Consider the following 18,285-nt stretch of genomic DNA (forward strand, 5'->3'; position numbering starts at 1 on the left):
GCCCCCGGACCCCCGGGGCGCCGAGGCCCCCGAGCTCCTCGCCCCGCCCACGGTACTGCGTCCGGCGCAGCACCCGTCCCTCTTGGTCCTACAACGAGCCAGCGGGCGATCGGTCGCCCCCGCCCGGTGGCCGGACTGTCGGACTCCCGTGCGCCCGAGGCCCGTTCACCCCTGCTGAGCTGCCCGGCCGGGTCGGTCCGGCGACCGGGCCCGCCGGGGGACAGCCTGTCAGATCCTGGTCTCGGGCACCGGCGGCGGGCCCTCCTCCAGCACCGTCAGCGGGTCGCCCAGCCGCAGCTCGCCCAGCGGGCCGACCGGCGACAGGTGCATCCCGAAGCCCAGGGTCCGGCCGAACTTGCGGTGCCGCCCCAGGGCGAGCAGCGGCTCGGGGCCGCGCCGCTCGCCGGTGTCCGGATCCAGCGTGGTCATCACGCAACGCCCGCACTGCTGTGCGACGGTGAACTCGACCCGGCCGATCCGCACCCGCCGCCAGCCGGTCTCGGCCCAGGGCCCGGTGCCGTCCACGACCAGGTTGGGGCGGAACCGCCACATCGGCACCGGGGCGCCCTTGACCGGGTCGTCCGGGTGGTCGGCGGCTATCAGCCGGTTCAGCGCGGCCAGCGAGGCCGTGGTGGTGAGCAGCAGCGGGTACTGGTCGGCGAGGCTGGTCGGGGTCCCGTGGTCGCGGGCGGCGGCCACGTCCTGGTGGACCAGCCGCAGTTCCGTGCCGAGCAGGTCGCTGAGCCAGGCGGAGGCCTCGGGGGCGGCCTCGACGGCGGCCATCGGGTCGCCGAACATGGTGACCGGGCGGGCCTCGCCGCTGGGCCGGTCGACCCGCAGCGACTCCCCGCCCGGGGCGGTCAGCAGCAGCGCCCCGGCGGCTCCCGGTCCGGTCGCGGCGGCGCGGATCCCACCCAGCCGCGGGTCCTGGCGCTGGGAGACCATCTCGCCCCGGCCGTCGACCACCATCCACCGCCGGTCGTGCTCCAGCCCCCACGGTTCGACGACGGCATCGGCCAGCACCACGGGTGCGAACGACTTGACGGGGTAGATCCGCAGGGCGGTCAACTGGGCCATATGCCAATGATGCCAGTCGTTTCCGTGGTGCTGTGCGGCTCCGGGTGCGCGGAGGGGCCGATCAGCGCGTCGCTGATCGGCCCCCATGACCTCGTGCCGCTACGGCCCGGCGGCGCACATCCGCCCGGGCTGTGGGTCAGTAGCCCTGGTACCCCGTCCGGGGCTGCTGGGGGTGCTGGTACTGGTCCTGCGGGACCTGCCGCAGCGGCGGGACCGGCGCGACCGGGCGCTGGTAGGCGGGCGCGGGCTGCTGGTACTGCGGGGCGCCGCCCTGCTGCGGGACGTGCGGCTGCTGGGTGGCGTACTGGCCGGTGCCGCCGCCGAAGGTCTGCCCGCCGAAGGTCTGGCCGCCGAACTGCTGGCCCGGCTGCGGCTGGCCGCCGTACTGCGGGGCGGCGTACTGGGGCTGGGGCTGGCTCGGCATGCCGTAGCTGGGGCTGCTCGGGCCGGGGCCCAGGGCGAGCCTCGGGGCGGGCAGCGCGGGGAGGTTGCTGCCGTAGCCGCCGAAACTGCCGGCCGGACGGTACCCGGAGTCGTACGCCGGGGGGAGCGCCGCCGGGACGTTGATCGGGGCGATCTGGGGGACCCCTCGTTCAGCGACCAGGCTGTCGTAGATCGGGGTGTCCGAGGCGAAGGACGGAGCGTAGTAGCTGACTCCGTCGTAGGGGCGAGGGGAGGTCATGACGCATACGGTAAGCCCACAATGTGCCTGCTGAGGAGAGTGTCACGGCAGGGAGTTGAGGCGTTCTCAGGGACGGGTGATCGTTCACCCGGACGAAAGTGTGAAAAAAGGTCAGATCTCGGCATCTCCGGTCGCCGATCCTCGGAGGTTCTTCACAGAACGTTAACCAGACACCCATGAGGAGCGGACGGGTGTGCGACCCCCGGTGCAGTGATCGAATCGGCTGGTGGTTCACTCGATCCGGCAGGCGCGGAGTGGCGGTCCGCGCCCGCGCGCCCGCCGGACCGCTCACTCCGCGTGTTCGTCGCCCGCACGCCCCGGCTCAGTCGCCGAGGTCGCCCTCGCCGGCCTTGCCCGGCTGCTGCTTGTCCCGCCGCTTCAGGAAGCGCTCGAACTCGCGGGCGATCGCCTCGCCGGAGGCCTCCGGCAGTTCCGCCGTGTCCTTGGCCTCCTCCAACTGCTGGACGTACTCCGCCACCTCGCTGTCCTCCGCCGCCAGCTGGTCCACGCCCAGCTGCCAGGCCCGCGCGTCGTCCGGCAGCTCGCCCAGCGGCACCCGGACGTCCAGCAGGTCCTCCAGCTTGTTCAGCAGCGCCAGCGTCGCCTTGGGGTTCGGCGGCTGCGGCACGTAGTGCGGCACCGCCGCCCAGAAGGTCACCGTCGGGATGCCCGCGTGGGTGCAGGCCTCCTGCAGCACGCCGACGATCCCGGTCGGGCCCTCGTAGCGGCTCTCCTCCAGGCCGAGCGTCAGCGCCAGCTCGCCGTCCGAGGTCACCCCGCTCACCGGCACCGGGCGGGTGTGCGGGGTGTCGCCCAGCAGCGCGCCGAGGATCACCACCATCTCCACGCCCAGCTCGTGGGCCAGCCCCAGCAGCTCCTGGCAGAACGACCGCCAGCGCATGCTCGGCTCGATCCCCCGGATCAGCACCAGGTCCCGGGTGCGCGGCTCGGTCACCCGGACCACCGACAGCCGGGTCGTCGGCCAGGTGATGTGCCGGACGCCGCCGTCCATCCACACCGTCGGCCGGTTCACCTGGAAGTCGTAGTAGTCCTCCGCGTCCAGGGCCGCGAAGACCTTCCCGCCCCAGATCTCGTCCAGGTGCGCCACCGCGGACGACGCGGCGTCGCCGGCGTCGTTCCAGCCCTCGAACGCGGCCACCATGACCGGGTCGATGAGCTCTGGCACGTCCTCGAGCTCGACCACCCGGGCCTCCCTCCGCCTGCCGTGGAACCAGGTGCTCCACGGATTGTTAAGTGCCCAGCGTACGGCGAAGAATGCTCCCGGGCCCGGGAGTAAACGAGGGCCGGTCGGCGGGGCAGCCGGGCGGACGGAGGGACACGCCCGGCGCGCGGCGCCCGTTCAGCGCACCCAGCCCTCCCGGTAGGCGGCCCAGTCCTCGGGCGTCGCGGTGAAGTCCACGTACAGCGCCACGCCGAAGAGCCGCCGCCCGCTGTCGGCCAGCCGCACCCCCCGGACGGCCGCGGCCACCGTCTCCGCCGAGCCGTGGTGCGACATCGTGCTCTCGGTGTAGGCGGGCAGCCCGATCAGCAGGTCGACACCGGGCGGGACCGCCGCCAGCGCCAGCCGGGTCTGCTGCTCCACGTAGCCGGAGAACAGGCTCGGCAGCGGCAGGGCGGAGTCGTAGGCCATCACCGCCACCTGGTCGACCCGGAGCGCCACCTGGTGGAGGTAGTCGCTCGACCACCACTTCGGGTGGTTCGTCAGCAGCCCGGCGACCTCGTGCAGCCCCGGCAGCGGGTCGGTCTGCGGGACCGACACCGACAGCACCCGTCCCCGGGCCGAGGTCAGCGCGTGCACCTGCGCCAGCACCCGCAGGAAGCCCCGGTCGCCCGAGGGCACCGGCTCCAGGTCCAGGTGCACCCCGTCGAAGCCGTCGGCCAGCACCTGCTCGGAGGCCGGGACCAGGTCCACCCGGGACAGGTCCATCCCCGGGCCCTCCGGGGTGTCCACCACGTCCCCCAGCCAGGCCTGCACCCGCACCCCCGGTATCGCCCGGTGCAGCGCCCGCACCAGCCAGGCCGCGCGTGGGTCCAACGCGGGGTCGAGCCGGCCGTCGTTCGCCAGCGGCCCGGCGTGGACGAACAGGTCGTGGATGCCGGTGCCGCGCAGCTGCGCCGCCAGCGCCGCCACGTCCGCCTGCGACTTCCGGCCGTCCACCCAGGCGTGGCCCATCCACAGCGCGTCCCCGCCCCTGGTCACGGCCTCCGCCCGGGGCGTCCCGGCGTCGTTCGCCCAGAGCCCGCCGGCCGCGCCGAGGACCGTGCCGAGCAGGGCCAGGGCGGTCACCCCGGCCAGCCGGGCGACCCAGCGCCGGACCCTCCGCACCGCTGTGCCCATGGCCACCTCGTCCATCCCTTCGTCGTCGTCCGGCTGTGCGTCCAACCGGCAATACGGGCGAGCGGCCCGTGCAGGGCAACGACTACTCTGGCGGGGCGTGCGTGTACCGCGCGCAGTCGACAGCCGTCGCATCCAGGGAGCAGCAGCATGACCGTGACCGCCCGCCCGTCCCACCAGCAGAGGGCGGATGCCCTCCGCCACGCGCTCGCCACCCGCGTCGTCGTCGCCGACGGCGCGATGGGGACCATGCTGCAGGCCCAGGACCCTTCCTTGGACGACTTCCAGGGCCTGGAAGGTTGCAACGAGATCCTCTGCGTCACCCGTCCCGACATCGTCCGGGGCGTCCACCAGGCCTACTTCGAGGTCGGCGTGGACTGCGTGGAGACCAACACCTTCGGCGCCAACCTCTCCGCGCTGGGCGAGTACGACATCCCCGAGCGGATCTTCGAGCTGTCCGAGGCCGGGGCCCGGGTCGCCCGCGAGGTCGCGGACCAGTTCTGGACCGAGGACCGGCCGCGCTGGGTGCTCGGCTCGATCGGCCCCGGCACCAAGCTGCCCTCGCTGGGCCACCTGCCCTACGCCGCGCTGAAGGAGGGCTTCCGGCAGAACGCGGCCGGCCTGATCGCCGGCGGCGCGGACGCGCTGCTGGTGGAGACCAGCCAGGACCTGCTGCAGACCAAGGCCGCCACGCTGGGCGCCAAGCAGGCGCTGCGCGACGCCGGGCTCGACCTGCCGCTGATCGTCCAGGTCACCGTGGAGACCACCGGCACCATGCTGCTGGGCTCGGAGATCGGCGCTGCGCTGACCTCGCTGGAGCCGCTGGGCATCGACCTGATCGGGATGAACTGCGCCACCGGCCCGGCCGAGATGAGCGAGCACCTGCGCTACCTGGCGAAGAACGCCCGGGTCGGCCTCTCCTGCATGCCCAACGCCGGCCTGCCGGTCCTCGGCAAGAACGGCGCGCACTACGCGCTGACGCCGACCGAGCTCGCCGACGCCCACGAGGTCTTCGTCCGCGAGTACGGCCTGGGCCTGGTCGGCGGCTGCTGCGGGACCACCCCGGAGCACCTGCGGATGGTCGTGGACCGGGTCCGCGGCCTGGAGCTCACCGCCCGTGACCCGCACCCGGAGCCCGGCGCCTCCTCGCTCTACCAGACCGTGCCGTTCCGCCAGGACACCTCCTACCTGGCCATCGGCGAGCGCACCAACGCCAACGGCTCGAAGAAGTTCCGCGAGTCGATGCTGGCCGGCGACCTCCAGGCGTGCGTCGAGATCGCCCGCGAGCAGATCCGCGAGGGCGCGCACCTGCTCGACCTCTGCGTGGACTACGTCGGCCGCGACGGCGTCGAGGACATGAAGAAGCTCGCCTCGCTGCTGGCGACCGCCTCCACCCTGCCGATCGTGCTGGACTCCACCGAGCCGCAGGTGCTGGAGGCCGGGCTGCAGATGCTCGGCGGCCGGGCGCTGCTGAACTCGGTCAACTTCGAGGACGGCGACGCCGACGACTCCCGCTACGGCCGGATCGCCGCGCTGGCCCAGGAGTACGGCGCCGGGCTGATCGCGCTGACCATCGACGAGCAGGGCCAGGCCCGCACCGCCGGGACCAAGGTCGCCATCGCCGAGCGGCTGATCGAGGACCTGGGCCGGCGCTTCGGCATCGCCGAGTCCTCGATCCTGGTCGACTGCCTGGCCTTCACCCTGGGCACCGGGCAGGAGGAGTCCCGCCGCGACGGCATCGAGACCATCGAGGCCATCCGCGAGCTGAAGCGCCGCCACCCGGACGTGCAGACCACCCTCGGCCTGTCCAACATCTCCTTCGGCCTGAACCCGGCCGCCCGGATGGTGCTCAACTCGGTCTTCCTGAACGAGTGCGTGGAGGCCGGTCTCGACTCGGCCATCGTCCACGCCGCGAAGATCCTGCCGATGGCGCGGATCCCCGAGGAGCAGCGCGAGGTCGCCCTCGACCTGGTCTACGACCGTCGGCGGCCGGAGACCCCGGACAGCCCCGGCTACGACCCGCTGCAGCGCTTCCTGGAGCTGTTCGAGGGCGTCAGCGCCGCGTCGGTGCGGGCCGGCAAGGCCGAGGAGCTGGCGGCGCTGCCGCTGGAGGAGCGGCTCCAGCGCCGGATCGTCGACGGCGAGCGCAAGGGGCTGGAGGCCGACCTGGACGAGGCGCTCGCCGGGATGCCGGCCCTGGACATCGTCAACACCGTGCTGCTGGAGGGCATGAAGACGGTCGGCGAGCTGTTCGGCTCCGGCCAGATGCAGCTGCCGTTCGTGCTCCAGTCGGCCGAGGTGATGAAGAACGCGGTGGCCTACCTGGAGCCGCACATGGAGAAGTCCGACGCCGAGGGCAAGGGCACCATCGTGCTGGCCACGGTCAAGGGCGACGTCCACGACATCGGCAAGAACCTGGTCGACATCATCCTCACCAACAACGGCTACACCGTCGTCAACCTCGGCATCAAGCAGCCGGTCTCGGCGATCCTGGACGCCGCCCAGGAGCACCGCGCCGACGTCATCGGGATGTCCGGGCTGCTGGTGAAGTCCACGGTGATCATGAAGGAGAACCTCCAGGAGCTCAACCAGCGCAAGCTGGCGGCCGACTTCCCGGTCATCCTCGGCGGCGCCGCGCTCACCCGCGCCTATGTCGAGCAGGACCTGCACGAGATCTACGAGGGCGAGGTCCGCTACGCCCGCGACGCCTTCGAGGGCCTGCGGCTGATGGACGCGCTGATCGGGGTCAAGCGCGGGGTCCCCGGCGCGGTGCTGCCCGAGCTGAAGCAGCGGCGTTACGCCAAGGTCGAGGTCGAGGAGCCGGAGGAGAGCACCGAGCGCTCCGACGTCGCCCTGGACAACCCGGTCCCGGTCCCGCCGTTCTGGGGCGACCGGATGGTCACCGGGGTCCGGCTGGACGACTACGTCTCCTGGCTGGACGAGGACGCCCTGTTCAAGGGGCAGTGGGGGCTGAAGGCCGCCCGGGAGGGGAGCGGCGCGTACAGCGCCTCGAACAAGGGTGGTGGTGGGCGACGGGTGGGAGGACCGTCCTACGAGGAGCTGGTGGAGACCGAGGGCCGCCCCCGGCTGCGGATGTGGATGGACCGGCTGCAGACCGAGGGCCTGCTGGAGGCCGCCGTGGTCTACGGCTACTACCCGGCCGTCTCCCAGGACAACTCGCTGCTGGTGCTCGGCGAGGACGGCAAGGAGCGCACCCGCTTCACCTTCCCCCGGCAGCGCCGGGGCCGCCGGCTCTGCCTCGCCGACTTCTTCCGCCCGGAGGAGTCCGGCGAGAAGGACGTCGTCGCCTTCCAGGTGGTCACCATGGGCAACCGGATCGGCGAGGCCACCAAGGAGCTGTTCGACTCCAACTCCTACCGCGACTACCTGGAGCTGCACGGCCTCTCGGTCCAGCTCGCCGAGACCCTGGCCGAGTACTGGCACGCCCGGGTCCGGGCCGAGCTCGGCTTCTCCGGCGAGGACCCCAAGGAGATGCGCGACATGTTCGCGCTGAAGTACCGGGGCGCGCGCTTCTCCCTGGGCTACGGGGCCTGCCCCGACCTGGAGGACCGCGCCAAGATCACCGACCTGCTCCGGCCCGAGCGGATCGGCGTCCACCTCTCCGAGGAGTTCCAGCTCCACCCGGAGCAGTCCACCGACGCCATCGTGATCCACCACCCCGAGGCGAAGTACTTCAACGCGCGGTAACCGGTGACGGGCGGCCTATGCTGGTCAACCCTCCTGCAGGAAGGCCGCCCGTGACCAGCCGCACCGACGTCCCGGCGGACGAACCCGCCGCCCTCCCGCCCCGACCCGCGCCCGCCGTCGCCCCCGGCGGGCTGCAGGCCGTCCTGCTCGACATGGACGGCACCCTGGTCGACACCGAGGACTTCTGGTGGGAGGCCGAGTGCTCGGTGCTCGCCGACTTCGGCCACCGGCTCGGCCGCCGGGACCGGGAACTGGTCGTCGGCGGCCCGATGGCCAGGGTCGTGGCGCACCTGCTCGCCGTCAGCGGGGCGCCGCTGACCGCCGACCGGCTGGGCACGATGATCAACGACCGCTTCGCCGCGCTGCTCCGCGGCGGCGTCCCGCTGCGCCCGGGCGCGGCCGGCCTGCTGAAGGAGCTGCGGGCGGAGGGCATCCCGACGGCCCTGGTCTCCGCCTCGCACCGGCGGATCATCGACCTGGTGCTGGAGCCCCTGGGGGCCGAGAACTTCGCCTTCTCGGTGGCCGGGGACGAGGTGGAGCGGACCAAGCCGCACCCCGACCCCTACCTGCTGGCCGCCGCCCGGCTCGGGGCGGAGCCCGGCCGCTGCGTGGTGGTCGAGGACTCGCCGACCGGGGTGCGTTCGGGCGAGGCGGCGGGCTGCGCGGTGCTGGCGGTGCCCTCGGTGGGCCCGATCGCGGCGGCCCCGGGACGGACGGTGCTGGCGTCGCTGGAGGGGGTCGGCGTGGCCCTGCTGCGGAGCCTGGTCCCCGGGGCCGACGGGGCGTCAAGGTAACTACCTGCTAACGCCAAATCGGTCATCTCCTACCTTTGTTCCGCAAGTTGCCTGTACTCGGGGCACCCTGGGTCAAGGGGCCATCGGGCTTCGTGGAATCGTGTGGCACGCTACAAACCAGCGAATTCCTGCGCGCGCCACGCGTCACCCCGCCCGGTGGTGTCCTCGGTGCGAGCGGTCCCCCTCACGCTGTCGTCGCTGCCGCCCGCGGCAGATCCCGTCCAGGGGCAGAGGCGCGGTCGTACGACCTCCGGCCCGGTGTCCCGCCACCGGCCAGGAAACGAAGGAAGAGATGTCAGCAGCCAAACGACTGGCGACGCTCGGCTGCGTCAGCCTGCTCGCCTCCACGACCGCCTGTGGCTCTTCGGCTCCGGCCGTCGGAGCCGACGGGGCGCCGAAGACCACGATCTCCATGGGAACGGTCGAGTCCTTCTCCTCGCTCGACCCGGCCGGGGCCTACGACTACGGCTCCTGGCTGCTCTACTACAACATCTACCAAGGGCTGATGAGCTACCAGCCCGGTGCCACCGAGCCCACTCCGGACGCGGCGCAGAAGTGCGGCTTCGCCGATGCCGGGGACACCACCTACACCTGCACCCTGCGCTCGGGCCTGAAGTTCTCCAACGGGGACCCGCTCGACGCGGCCGCGGTGAAGTTCTCCTTCGACCGGGTGGTCGAGATAGGCAAGCTCGGCCACGACAACGGCTCCGGCGTCAGCACCCTGCTCTCCACGCTCACCTCGGTCACCACCGACGGGGACCTCGGCGTCACCTTCCACCTGAACACGGCGGACGCGACCTTCCCCGACCGCCTGGCCTCCGGCGTCGGCGAGATCGTCGACCCCAAGGTCTACCCGTCGAACAACCTGCTCCAGGGCACCGGCGTGGTCGGCTCCGGCGTCTACAAGGTCGACTCGGTGCAGTACGGCAAGCCGGCCAACGGCAAGCCCAACCCGCAGTCGGTCACCATGTCGCTCAACCCGTCCTACCAGGGCGCGGCCATCAGCTCCGGCAACAAGCCGGGCAACTCCGGCATCGTGATGAAGTACTACCCCGACGCCGCGGGCGTGATGTCGGCGCTGAACAGCGGGGCCATCGACCTCAACGCCAACAACGACCTGACCGCCGCCGACCTGGTCCGGCTGGAGGCCGGCCAGCAGCTCGGCACCGGTCTCCAGGTCAACACCGGGGCCGGCACCCAGACCCGGATGATGATCCTCAACACCAAGTACGGCCCGTTCAGCAACCAGCACGCGCGGCAGGCCGTCGCCGAACTGGTCAACCGGACCGCCATCGCCAACAACGTCTACCAGCGGACCGTCGTCCCGCTCTACTCGGTGATCCCGGCCGGGATCGGCGACGCGACCGCGGCCTACGCGGACAAGTACACCAGCGAGCCCACCGCCCCCGCCGTGGTGAAGAGCCAGCTGCTCAACGAGGGGATGAAGCTGCCGATCAGCTTCACCTACCAGTACGCGGCGGACTCCGGTGGCGCCGACGCCGAGGCCGCGCTCATCAAGACGGAGCTGGAGACCGACGGGATCTTCAAGGTCACCCTGCACCCGCTGACCAACCTGACCGCGCTGAGCGCCCAGTGGACCAACGGCAACGTCGAGGCCTCGGTCGTCGGCTGGTCCTCGGACTACCCGGACCCGGACGACTACGTGTCGCCGTTCATCAGCGCCCCGGGCACCGCGGGCACCTTCGGCAGCTACTACTCCGACCCGCTGATCACCAACACCTGGACCCCGGTGACGCTGAAGCAGACCGACCGCGGCAGCGCGGCCGCGATGGACGCCTTCAAGAAGATCCAGTACCAGATCGCGGTCGACGCGGCCTACGTCCCGCTCTGGCAGAACAAGCAGTACGTGGTGACCCAGGCCGACATCACCGGGGTGCCGCTGACCCTGGACACCGCCGGGATCATGCGCTTCTGGATGATCGGCAAGAGCTGACCGGCCGTCACCCCTGAAGCCGCCACCCCCGCAGCCGTCACCCCGCCACCGCCGCTGCCCCGCCGTCACCAGGACGGCGGGGCAGCGGCGGCTTCCGGGCCCCGGATCAGCCGTTGCCCGGCCGCACCAGGCCGCTCTCGTAGGCGAACACCGCCGCCTGGACCCGGTCCCGCAGCCCCAGCTTGGTCAGCACATGGCCGACATGGGTCTTCACCGTCGTCTCGCTGACGAACAGCTCCTTCGCCACCTCGGCGTTGGACAGCCCCCGGGCGACCAGCCGGAGCACCTCCAGCTCCCGCTCGGTGAGCGTCCCCAGCGCGGCCGGCGGGCTCTCCGAGCCCTGCGGCAGCCGCCCGGCGTACATGTCCAGCAGCCGCCGGGTGACGCTCGGCGCGAGCATCGCCGCGCCGTCCGCGACCACCCGGATCGCCTGCACCAGCTCCTCGGCCGGGACGTCCTTCAGCAGGAAGCCGCTGGCCCCCGCCCGCAGCGCCTCGACCACGTACTCGTCCAGGTCGAAGGTGGTCAGCACCAGGACCTTGGCCGGGCCGTCCCGGCCGGGGCCGGCGATCCGGCGGGTCGCCTCGACCCCGTCCATCCTCGGCATCCGGATGTCCATCAGCACCACGTCCGGCTGCAGCACCCGGACCTGCTCCAGCGCCTGCTGGCCGTCGCCGGCCTCGCCGATCACGGCGATGTCCGGTTCGGCCTCCAGGATCATCCGGAACCCCGTACGCAGCAGCGGCTGGTCATCGACCAGCAGCACTCGGATCGCCACAACTCGCTCCACTCATCGGTCCCCCGCACCAGGCGCGGTCGCCACGGTCGGCACAGTCAAAGGGTACGGCGGGGGAGTGCCGCCGAACGCCGGACAGAGCGGCTGGTGGGCGCACCAGTCGCAGAGCCGGCCGGGGCTGGGCGGCCACTCGCCGGTCTCCAGTGCCCGCTGGATCGCCTGCCACAGGGCCTCCAGCTTGCGCTCCACCGCCCGCAGGTCGGCCAGGTCCGGGTCGTAGCTGATCACCTGGCCGCCGCCGCCCAGGTAGACCAGCTGCAGCCGCTTCGGCAGCACCCCGCGCAGCCGCCACAGCACCAGCGCGTAGAAGGTCATCTGGAACATGGCCTTGCCCTCGTAGTCCCGGGCCGGGGCCTTGCCGGTCTTGTAGTCCACCACCCGGACCTCGCCGGTCGGCGCCACGTCGACCCGGTCGATGTAGCCGCGCAGCCGCAGCCCCGACTCCAGCTCGGTCTCGACGTAGAGCTCGCGCTCGGCCGGCTCCAGCCGGTTCGGGTCCTCCAGCCGGAAGTAGCCGTCCAGCAGCCGCTCGGCCTCGCCCAGCCACCGGGCCAGTTCCGCGCCGACGTCCGGGCCCGAGCCGTCGCCGTCGGCCCCCGCACCGGCCCCGGGGAAGAGCTCCGCCAGCTCCGGGCGCTTCTCCAGCAGCCGCTGCCACTCCGGGCGCAGCAGCGCCCGCGCCGCCTCCGGCGTGCGCTGCCCGGCCGGAGCGTCGAAGAGCCGTTCCAGCACGGCGTGGACCAGCGAGCCCTTGGTCGCCGCCGGGCTCGGCGGCTCGGGCAGCCGGTCGATCACCCGCAGCCGGTACAGCAGCGGGCACTGGAGGAAGTCGCCCGCCCGGGAGGGCGAGAGTGCGACCGGCACCCCGGCGGGACGCCGCTCGGCGGTGTCGGTCGCGGTGGCGGCGGAGGGGGAGGAGGCGGACTCGTGCATGACCGCGAGCCTAGAGCCCCGCACCGACAACCGGCCGCCACCCGGGGGACGGGAAGCAGGTACTCCGCGACCGGGGCGGGTAGACACAGAGGGAACGGCCCCACCGCGCCGCGACCCGCAGCGGAGATCGCGTAGGTTGGGCCCGGCGGCGCGCACCGGCGCACCGATCCACGGTACGAACAGGGGGCCGCAGTGAGCGACACCGGCAGCGACCGCCCGACCGGAGCCCTGCTGATGGGCCGACCCTTCGGCGTCCCCGTCTATGTCACGCCCACCTGGTTCCTCATCACCGGACTGATCACCTGGCTGTTCGGCGGCCAGATGAACGCGGTCCTGCCGGGCCTGGGCGCGGCCCGCTACCTGGTCGCGCTGTTCTTCGCGCTCGCCTTCTACGGCTCGGTGCTGATCCACGAGCTCGCCCACACCGTGGTCGCGCTGCGCTACCGGCTCCCGGTCCGGCGGATCCAGCTCCAGTTCTTCGGCGGGGTCTCCGAGATCGAGAAGGAGGCCGAGACCGCCGGGCGGGAGTTCTGGCTCGCCTTCTCCGGCCCGCTGCTCTCGCTGGCGCTCGGCGCGGTCTTCCTCGGCGGGATGCAGCTGGTGGAGCCCGGCACCGTGCCCGGCGTGCTGCTGGCCGCGCTGATGCTGAGCAACGTGGTGGTCGCGGCCTTCAACCTGCTGCCCGGACTGCCGCTGGACGGCGGCCGGATCCTCCGTGCGCTGGTCTGGAAGGTCACCGGCAACCCGATGGCCGGCACCCTGGCCGCCGCCTGGGCCGGCCGGCTGCTGGCGGTCGCGGTCCTGGTCGGCATGCCCACGGTGGCGCTCTACCAGGCCCCGCAGGCGAGCATGACCAGCACCCTGGTCGACGCGGTGCTGGGCGCCATCCTGGGCGCCATCATCTGGAACGGCGCCGGCGGCAGCATCCGCGCCGCCCGGCTGCGCGAGCGGCTCCCGGAGCTGCTGGCCCGCGCCCTGGCCCGGCCCGCCGTCTCGGTGGCCGCCGACACCCCGCTGGCCGAGGCGCTGCGCCAGGTCGAGGCCGCCGGGGCGCACGGGCTGATCGTGGTGGACGGCCACGGCGACCCGGTCGCCCTGGTCCGCGAGCAGGCGGTGCGGACCGTCCCGCTGCACCGCCGCCCGTGGACCGCGACCGGCGCCGTCTCCCGCGGCCTGGAGCCCGGGCTGCGGATCCCCGCCGACCTGGCCGGCGAGGACCTGCTCGACGCGCTCCGCTCCAGCCCCGCCGGCGAGTACCTGGTCCAGGAGCCGGACGGGGCGGTGCTCGGCATCCTGGCCGCCCGCGACGTGGAACTGGCCTTCGCCCGGGCGATGGCGGGTCAGGCACCGCTCCCCGCAGCCGTCTGAGGCGCTTTCGCACAGTCACGCCGTGGTCGAACGGGCGTGCGGCAGAACGGGCCCGTCCGGGGCACTAGACTGTTCCCCATGTCAGAACCGACCGGCGCCGCTCGCCGCCGCGGGCCCTTCCAGGTCGGGGACCAGGTCCAGCTCACCGACCCCAAGGGCCGCCACCACACCATCACGCTCGATCCCGGCAAGGCGTTCCACACCCACAAGGGCGCCTTCTCGCACGACGAGCTGATCGGAGCCCCCGAGGGATCCGTGGTGCGCACCACAGGGAACATCCAGTACCTCGCGCTGCGCCCCCTGCTCTCCGACTACGTCCTCTCCATGCCGCGCGGCGCCGCGGTGGTCTACCCCAAGGACGCGGGGCAGATCGTCACCATGGCCGACATCTTCCCCGGCGCCCGCGTCGTGGAGGCCGGCGTCGGCTCCGGAGCACTCAGCTGCTCCCTGCTGCGCGCCGTCGGCGACCACGGCTCGCTCTCCTCCTACGAGCGCCGCGAGGACTTCGCGGAGATCGCCAGGACCAACGTCGAGCGCTACTTCGGCAGCCCCCACCCCGCGTGGAAGCTCACCCTCGGCGACCTCCAGGACAACCTGGTCGAGACCGAGGTCGACCGGATGGTCCTGGACATGCTCGCCCCCTGGGAGTGCCTGGACGTCGCCGCCAAGGCACTCGTCCCCGGCGGCGTCATCTGCTGCTACGTGGCCACCACCACCCAGCTCTCGCGCACCGTCGAGGCGCTGCGCGAGCACGGCTCCTTCACCGAGCCGCAGTCCTGGGAGTCGATGGTCCGCAACTGGCACGTCGAGGGCCTCGCCGTCCGCCCGGACCACCGGATGATCGGCCACACCGGCTTCCTGCTCACCTCCCGTCGGCTCGCCGACGGGGTCGAGCCGCCGATGCGCCGCCGCCGCCCCGCCAAGGGCGCCTACGGCGACGTGGAGGCCCCGATCGCCCCGCAGCCCGGACGCTTCCTCAAGCTCGCCGAGGCGGCCCAGCAGGAGGACCCGGTCACCGACAGCCCGGCCGCGACCGACTGACGGACCCCGCTCCACCACACCCCGCCCCACCCGTCGCACCGACGAACCGGCCCGCGCAGCCCGCTGCGCGGGGCCGCCCGCGTCCGGCCCCGGCCGCGCGGCGGGAGCCGCCCGGCACCGGGAGCCGCCGCGCACCCACTGCCGGGCCGAGATCCCCGGTATGGGACGATGCTGCCCACCCCGGCGTGACGCCCGACTCCGCCGGGGACGACACAGGGCGCCCCGCGGCCGGTCCCACACCGCCGTGTGCGGGCGCCCGGCGCGGCAGCGGAGGGTTCGCCAGATGGCAGAGCAGACGGCAGGGACCGGACCGGACCACCCAGCACCCCCGGCAGCGGCCGCAGCGCCCCCTGAGCCGCTCGCGCACACCCGGACCCGCCCGTGGCAGTGGGCCGCCGTCGCGGCCGCCCTGGGCGGCGTCGTCGCGCTCGCGCTGACCCTGGCCCCGGCCGAGGCCGCGCCGGTCGCCGACGGCCCGCACGCCGTCCCCGCGGCCGGCGCCCCCGACCCCGCCCGGGCCGCCCTGCCGCTGCACTGCGACGGACTGCCGGTCGACGTCACCCAGCGGTTCAGTGCCGACCTCACCGGCAACGGCACCGTCGCCACCGTCGCCGCCGCCCACTGCCTCGCCGGCAACGGCACCCCGCCCGACGGGCTCTACCTGCTCGAAGCCGGTCCCGACGGCCGCCCCCGGATCGCCGGCACCCTGATCACCCCGCAGCAGGACCTGACCGTACGCAGCGTCACCTTCCGCAGCGACGGCAGCATCCAGGCCGCCGTCGACGGCTACTCCTCGCCCGACGTGCCGAGCTGCTGCCCCGACCTGCACGAGACCTACACCTGGACCCCGCACGCCGACGGCTGGACCCGGACCGTCTCGGTACCGCTGCTGCAGACCTGACGCAGCGCCCCCTGAACGGCCCTCAGGTCGGCCTGTGAGCTTGATCACAAACCGACCGCGGGCGGACGCCCGGCCGGGCGCCCGGAACCGGTCGCACCCGATCACAACCGATCGGGCCGAGCGGCCGCACAACTCAGTCCGCGTCCGGCCCGAACACCTCGACCAGGTCCCGGGTCCGCCGCACGTGGATGCAGTCGCCCGGGCACTCCTTGGCCGAGTCGACCACGTCCTGAAGCACCGTCAACGGGACCGGCACCGCTGCCCCGGGCTCCTGCCGCAGCTCCTCGTCGTCGCCCTTCACATAGGCCAGCCCGTCGATGTCGAGCTCGAAGACCTCGGGGGCGTACTGCACACAGATACCGTCGCCGGTGCACAGATCCTGGTCGATCCACACCTCAAGGGACTCGCCCGCACTGCCGTCCACGCTGGACATCCGCCCGCCGTTCCTGCTCACCGGGCCCCGTACGGAGTACCCGCTATTCCCGCCAACGGTCCAGAGATCGACCCCTGTCCGGTCAACCCGATCGCGATTGACCAACCGACTCTAACAAGTGGCCGCTTCCGGACGCCTTCGAGTGGGTATCCCAGTGACGAGGGGACGTGCGCAAGGGTGAAGATCGGACACACCCCCTTCCGACTTTCTGATCTAGGGGTTTCAACGCCACCAGGCACAGGTAGGGTCTGAAAGCGTTCAGCTCCCCCGGAGGAGGTGAGGACCGTGGCAGCCCACGATGACGACTACGCCCGCGGCGGCAGGCCCGCACGGGGTTCTGAGGAAGCCCTCAGCCAGGTTTCCTTTCTTGAGCAGGAGATTGCCGTCCTGCGCCGCAAACTCGCAGACTCGCCGCGCCACACGAGGATCCTCGAAGAGCGCATCAACGAGCTGCAGGCCAACCTGTCCGGAGTCACCGCGCAGAACGAGCGGCTCGCCTCCACCCTGAGGGAGGCCCGCGACCAGATCGTGGCCCTCAAGGAGGAGGTCGACCGGCTCGCGCAGCCGCCGGCCGGCTTCGGCACTTTCCTGACCGCCAACGAGGACGGCACCGCCGACATCTTCACCGGCGGTCGCAAGCTGCGGGTGAACGTCAGCCCCAGCGTCCCCCTGGACGAGCTGCGGCGCGGCCAGGAGGTCATGCTCAACGAGGCGCTCAATATCGTCGACGCGATGGAGTTCGAGTCCATCGGCGACATCGTCACCCTCAAGGAAGTCCTCGAGGACGGCGAACGGGCCCTCGTCACCGGGCACACCGACGAGGAAAGGGTGGTCCGGCTCGCCGAACCGCTCCGCGACGTCAAACTGCGACCCGGCGACGCCCTGCTGCTCGAACCCCGCTCCGGCTACGTCTACGAGGTCGTGCCCAAGAGCGAGGTCGAGGACCTGGTCCTCGAAGAAGTGCCAGACATCGACTACGACCGCATCGGCGGGCTCGGCCAGCAGATCGAGATGATCCGCGACGCCGTCGAGCTCCCGTACCTGCACGCCGAGCTCTTCAAGGAGTACGAGCTGCGCCCGCCCAAGGGCGTCCTGCTCTACGGCCCGCCCGGCTGCGGCAAGACGCTCATCGCCAAGGCGGTGGCGAACTCCCTGGCCAAGAAGGTGGCCGAGGTCACCGGACAGCCCCAGGGGAAGAGCTACTTCCTCAACATCAAGGGCCCCGAGCTGCTCAACAAGTACGTCGGCGAGACCGAGCGGCAGATCCGCCTGGTCTTCCAGCGGGCCCGGGAGAAGGCCAGCGAGGGCACGCCCGTCATCGTCTTCTTCGACGAGATGGAATCGCTGTTCCGCACCCGCGGCTCCGGCGTCAGCTCGGACGTGGAGAACACCATCGTCCCGCAGCTGCTCGCCGAGATCGACGGCGTGGAGGGGCTGGAGAACGTCATCGTCATCGGGGCATCCAACCGCGAGGACATGATCGACCCGGCGATCCTCAGGCCGGGCCGGCTCGACGTCAAGATCAAGATCGAGCGCCCGGACGCCGAGGCGGCGAAGGACATCTTCTCCAAGTACCTCAAGAACTCCCTGCCGCTGCACCCCGACGACGTCAAGGAGCACGGCTCCTCGGTGGAGAGCACCGTCGAGGCCATGATCCAGGCCGTCGTCGAGCGGATGTACACGGAGACCGAGGAGAACCGCTTCCTGGAGGTCACCTACGCCAATGGTGACAAGGAGGTCCTGTACTTCAAGGACTTCAACTCCGGCGCGATGATCCAGAACATCGTGGACCGGGCGAAGAAGATGGCCATCAAGGACTTCCTCGACCACGGCCAGCGCGGTCTCCGGGTCACCCACCTGCTCGCGGCCTGCGTCGACGAGTTCAAGGAGAACGAGGACCTGCCCAACACCACCAACCCGGACGACTGGGCCCGGATCTCCGGCAAGAAGGGCGAGCGGATCGTCTTCATCCGCACGCTGGTCACCGGGAAGCAGGGCGCCGAGTCCGGCCGCTCCATCGACACTGTCGCCAACACGGGGCAGTACCTGTAAGGCAGCACCTCCAAGGCAGTACCTGAAGGTCAGCAGTCCAGTTCCACCACCGTCCGGCTACGGGTGCCCGTGGGCCCCGTAGTCGGACGGTTCGTGTCCGGAGCCCGTTTTGACGGTCCGTCCGGTCATTCTGCTTCTGTCACGAAGTGAAGTAGCCGGGTCAGCGATCTCCCGGTTGTCAGTCCGCAGT

Annotated in this window: 14 protein-coding genes; 7 read left to right on the plus strand and 7 right to left on the minus strand. The window is 72.1% G+C overall.

Annotation, left to right across the window (positions count from 1 at the left end; all coding sequences use genetic code 11):
• Nucleotides 1–228: 228 nt before the first annotated feature.
• From BS75_RS35290 to BS75_RS35305, 4 genes are all read right to left on the minus strand, one after another.
• Nucleotides 229–1,077, minus strand: coding sequence for an MOSC domain-containing protein (locus tag BS75_RS35290; RefSeq protein ID WP_034091112.1), 849 nt, complete (start codon nucleotides 1,075–1,077; stop codon nucleotides 229–231).
• Between the two features lie 136 nt (nucleotides 1,078–1,213).
• Nucleotides 1,214–1,759 carry a DUF6643 family protein gene (locus BS75_RS35295; RefSeq protein ID WP_034091113.1) on the minus strand — a complete coding sequence of 182 codons (546 nt, stop codon included), beginning with the start codon at nucleotides 1,757–1,759 and terminating at the stop codon, nucleotides 1,214–1,216.
• 322 nt (nucleotides 1,760–2,081) lie between these two features.
• Nucleotides 2,082–2,963 (minus strand): PAC2 family protein, encoded by an 882-nt coding sequence (locus tag BS75_RS35300; RefSeq protein ID WP_034091114.1) that lies wholly within the window; start codon nucleotides 2,961–2,963, stop codon nucleotides 2,082–2,084.
• Nucleotides 2,964–3,119: 156 nt separating this feature from the next.
• Entirely contained in the window at nucleotides 3,120–4,163 is a 1,044-nt protein-coding gene (locus BS75_RS35305) for a glycoside hydrolase family 18 protein (RefSeq protein WP_034091115.1), read from the minus strand.
• Nucleotides 4,164–4,265: 102 nt separating this feature from the next.
• Here BS75_RS35305 and metH point away from each other — a divergent pair, with 102 nt between their 5' ends.
• The 3 genes from metH to BS75_RS35320 all read left to right on the plus strand — a co-directional run bounded on the left by metH (nucleotide 4,266) and on the right by BS75_RS35320 (nucleotide 10,571).
• On the plus strand, nucleotides 4,266–7,823 hold the full coding sequence (metH, locus tag BS75_RS35310) for a methionine synthase (protein ID WP_034091116.1): 3,558 nt from the start codon (nucleotides 4,266–4,268) through the stop codon (nucleotides 7,821–7,823).
• A gap of 50 nt (nucleotides 7,824–7,873) precedes the next feature.
• A complete protein-coding gene (locus tag BS75_RS35315; protein ID WP_034091117.1) occupies nucleotides 7,874–8,617 on the plus strand; it encodes an HAD family hydrolase in 744 nt (247 codons plus the stop codon).
• Nucleotides 8,618–8,909: 292 nt separating this feature from the next.
• Nucleotides 8,910–10,571, plus strand: a complete 1,662-nt coding sequence (locus BS75_RS35320) for an ABC transporter substrate-binding protein (protein ID WP_052070120.1) — start codon at nucleotides 8,910–8,912, stop codon at nucleotides 10,569–10,571.
• A 106-nt stretch (nucleotides 10,572–10,677) separates the two neighbouring features.
• On the opposite strand, the gene BS75_RS35325 is transcribed toward BS75_RS35320, so the two are convergent.
• Both BS75_RS35325 and BS75_RS35330 read right to left on the minus strand, forming a co-directional pair.
• The gene (locus tag BS75_RS35325) at nucleotides 10,678–11,349 is read right to left on the minus strand and encodes a response regulator (protein WP_034091118.1); all 672 of its coding nucleotides are present in this window, start codon (nucleotides 11,347–11,349) and stop codon (nucleotides 10,678–10,680) included.
• Between the two features lie 12 nt (nucleotides 11,350–11,361).
• On the minus strand, nucleotides 11,362–12,300 hold the full coding sequence (locus tag BS75_RS35330) for a RecB family exonuclease (RefSeq protein WP_034091119.1): 939 nt from the start codon (nucleotides 12,298–12,300) through the stop codon (nucleotides 11,362–11,364).
• 192 nt (nucleotides 12,301–12,492) lie between these two features.
• Between BS75_RS35330 and BS75_RS35335 the strand changes: the two genes are divergently transcribed.
• From BS75_RS35335 to BS75_RS35345, 3 genes are all read left to right on the plus strand, one after another.
• On the plus strand, nucleotides 12,493–13,668 hold the full coding sequence (locus BS75_RS35335) for a site-2 protease family protein (protein WP_331281459.1): 1,176 nt from the start codon (nucleotides 12,493–12,495) through the stop codon (nucleotides 13,666–13,668).
• A gap of 78 nt (nucleotides 13,669–13,746) precedes the next feature.
• Nucleotides 13,747–14,709, plus strand: coding sequence for a tRNA (adenine-N1)-methyltransferase (locus tag BS75_RS35340; protein WP_152645645.1), 963 nt, complete (start codon nucleotides 13,747–13,749; stop codon nucleotides 14,707–14,709).
• A gap of 283 nt (nucleotides 14,710–14,992) precedes the next feature.
• Entirely contained in the window at nucleotides 14,993–15,610 is a 618-nt protein-coding gene (locus tag BS75_RS35345) for a hypothetical protein (protein WP_042437135.1), read from the plus strand.
• Between the two features lie 133 nt (nucleotides 15,611–15,743).
• On the opposite strand, the gene BS75_RS35350 is transcribed toward BS75_RS35345, so the two are convergent.
• Nucleotides 15,744–16,043: a ferredoxin gene (locus BS75_RS35350; RefSeq protein ID WP_034091120.1), complete on the minus strand. Its 300-nt coding sequence runs from the start codon at nucleotides 16,041–16,043 to the stop codon at nucleotides 15,744–15,746.
• 285 nt (nucleotides 16,044–16,328) lie between these two features.
• Between BS75_RS35350 and arc the strand changes: the two genes are divergently transcribed.
• A complete protein-coding gene (arc, locus tag BS75_RS35355) occupies nucleotides 16,329–18,095 on the plus strand; it encodes a proteasome ATPase (RefSeq protein WP_034091121.1) in 1,767 nt (588 codons plus the stop codon).
• The last annotated feature ends 190 nt before the right edge of the window (nucleotides 18,096–18,285 follow it).

Source organism: Streptacidiphilus albus JL83 (assembly GCF_000744705.1).
Classification (GTDB): Bacteria; Actinomycetota; Actinomycetes; order Streptomycetales; family Streptomycetaceae; genus Streptacidiphilus; species Streptacidiphilus albus.

Coding starts and splice junctions, on each gene's coding strand:
- BS75_RS35290 (WP_034091112.1), bottom strand. CDS start 1,077: ATGGCCCAGTTGACCGCCCTGCGGATCTACCCCGTCAAGTCGTTCGCA.
- BS75_RS35295 (WP_034091113.1), bottom strand. CDS start 1,759: ATGACCTCCCCTCGCCCCTACGACGGAGTCAGCTACTACGCTCCGTCC.
- metH (WP_034091116.1), top strand. CDS start 4,266: ATGACCGTGACCGCCCGCCCGTCCCACCAGCAGAGGGCGGATGCCCTC.
- BS75_RS35320 (WP_052070120.1), top strand. CDS start 8,910: ATGTCAGCAGCCAAACGACTGGCGACGCTCGGCTGCGTCAGCCTGCTC.
- BS75_RS35330 (WP_034091119.1), bottom strand. CDS start 12,300: ATGCACGAGTCCGCCTCCTCCCCCTCCGCCGCCACCGCGACCGACACC.
- BS75_RS35340 (WP_152645645.1), top strand. CDS start 13,747: ATGTCAGAACCGACCGGCGCCGCTCGCCGCCGCGGGCCCTTCCAGGTC.
- BS75_RS35345 (WP_042437135.1), top strand. CDS start 14,993: ATGGCAGAGCAGACGGCAGGGACCGGACCGGACCACCCAGCACCCCCG.
- BS75_RS35350 (WP_034091120.1), bottom strand. CDS start 16,043: ATGTCCAGCGTGGACGGCAGTGCGGGCGAGTCCCTTGAGGTGTGGATC.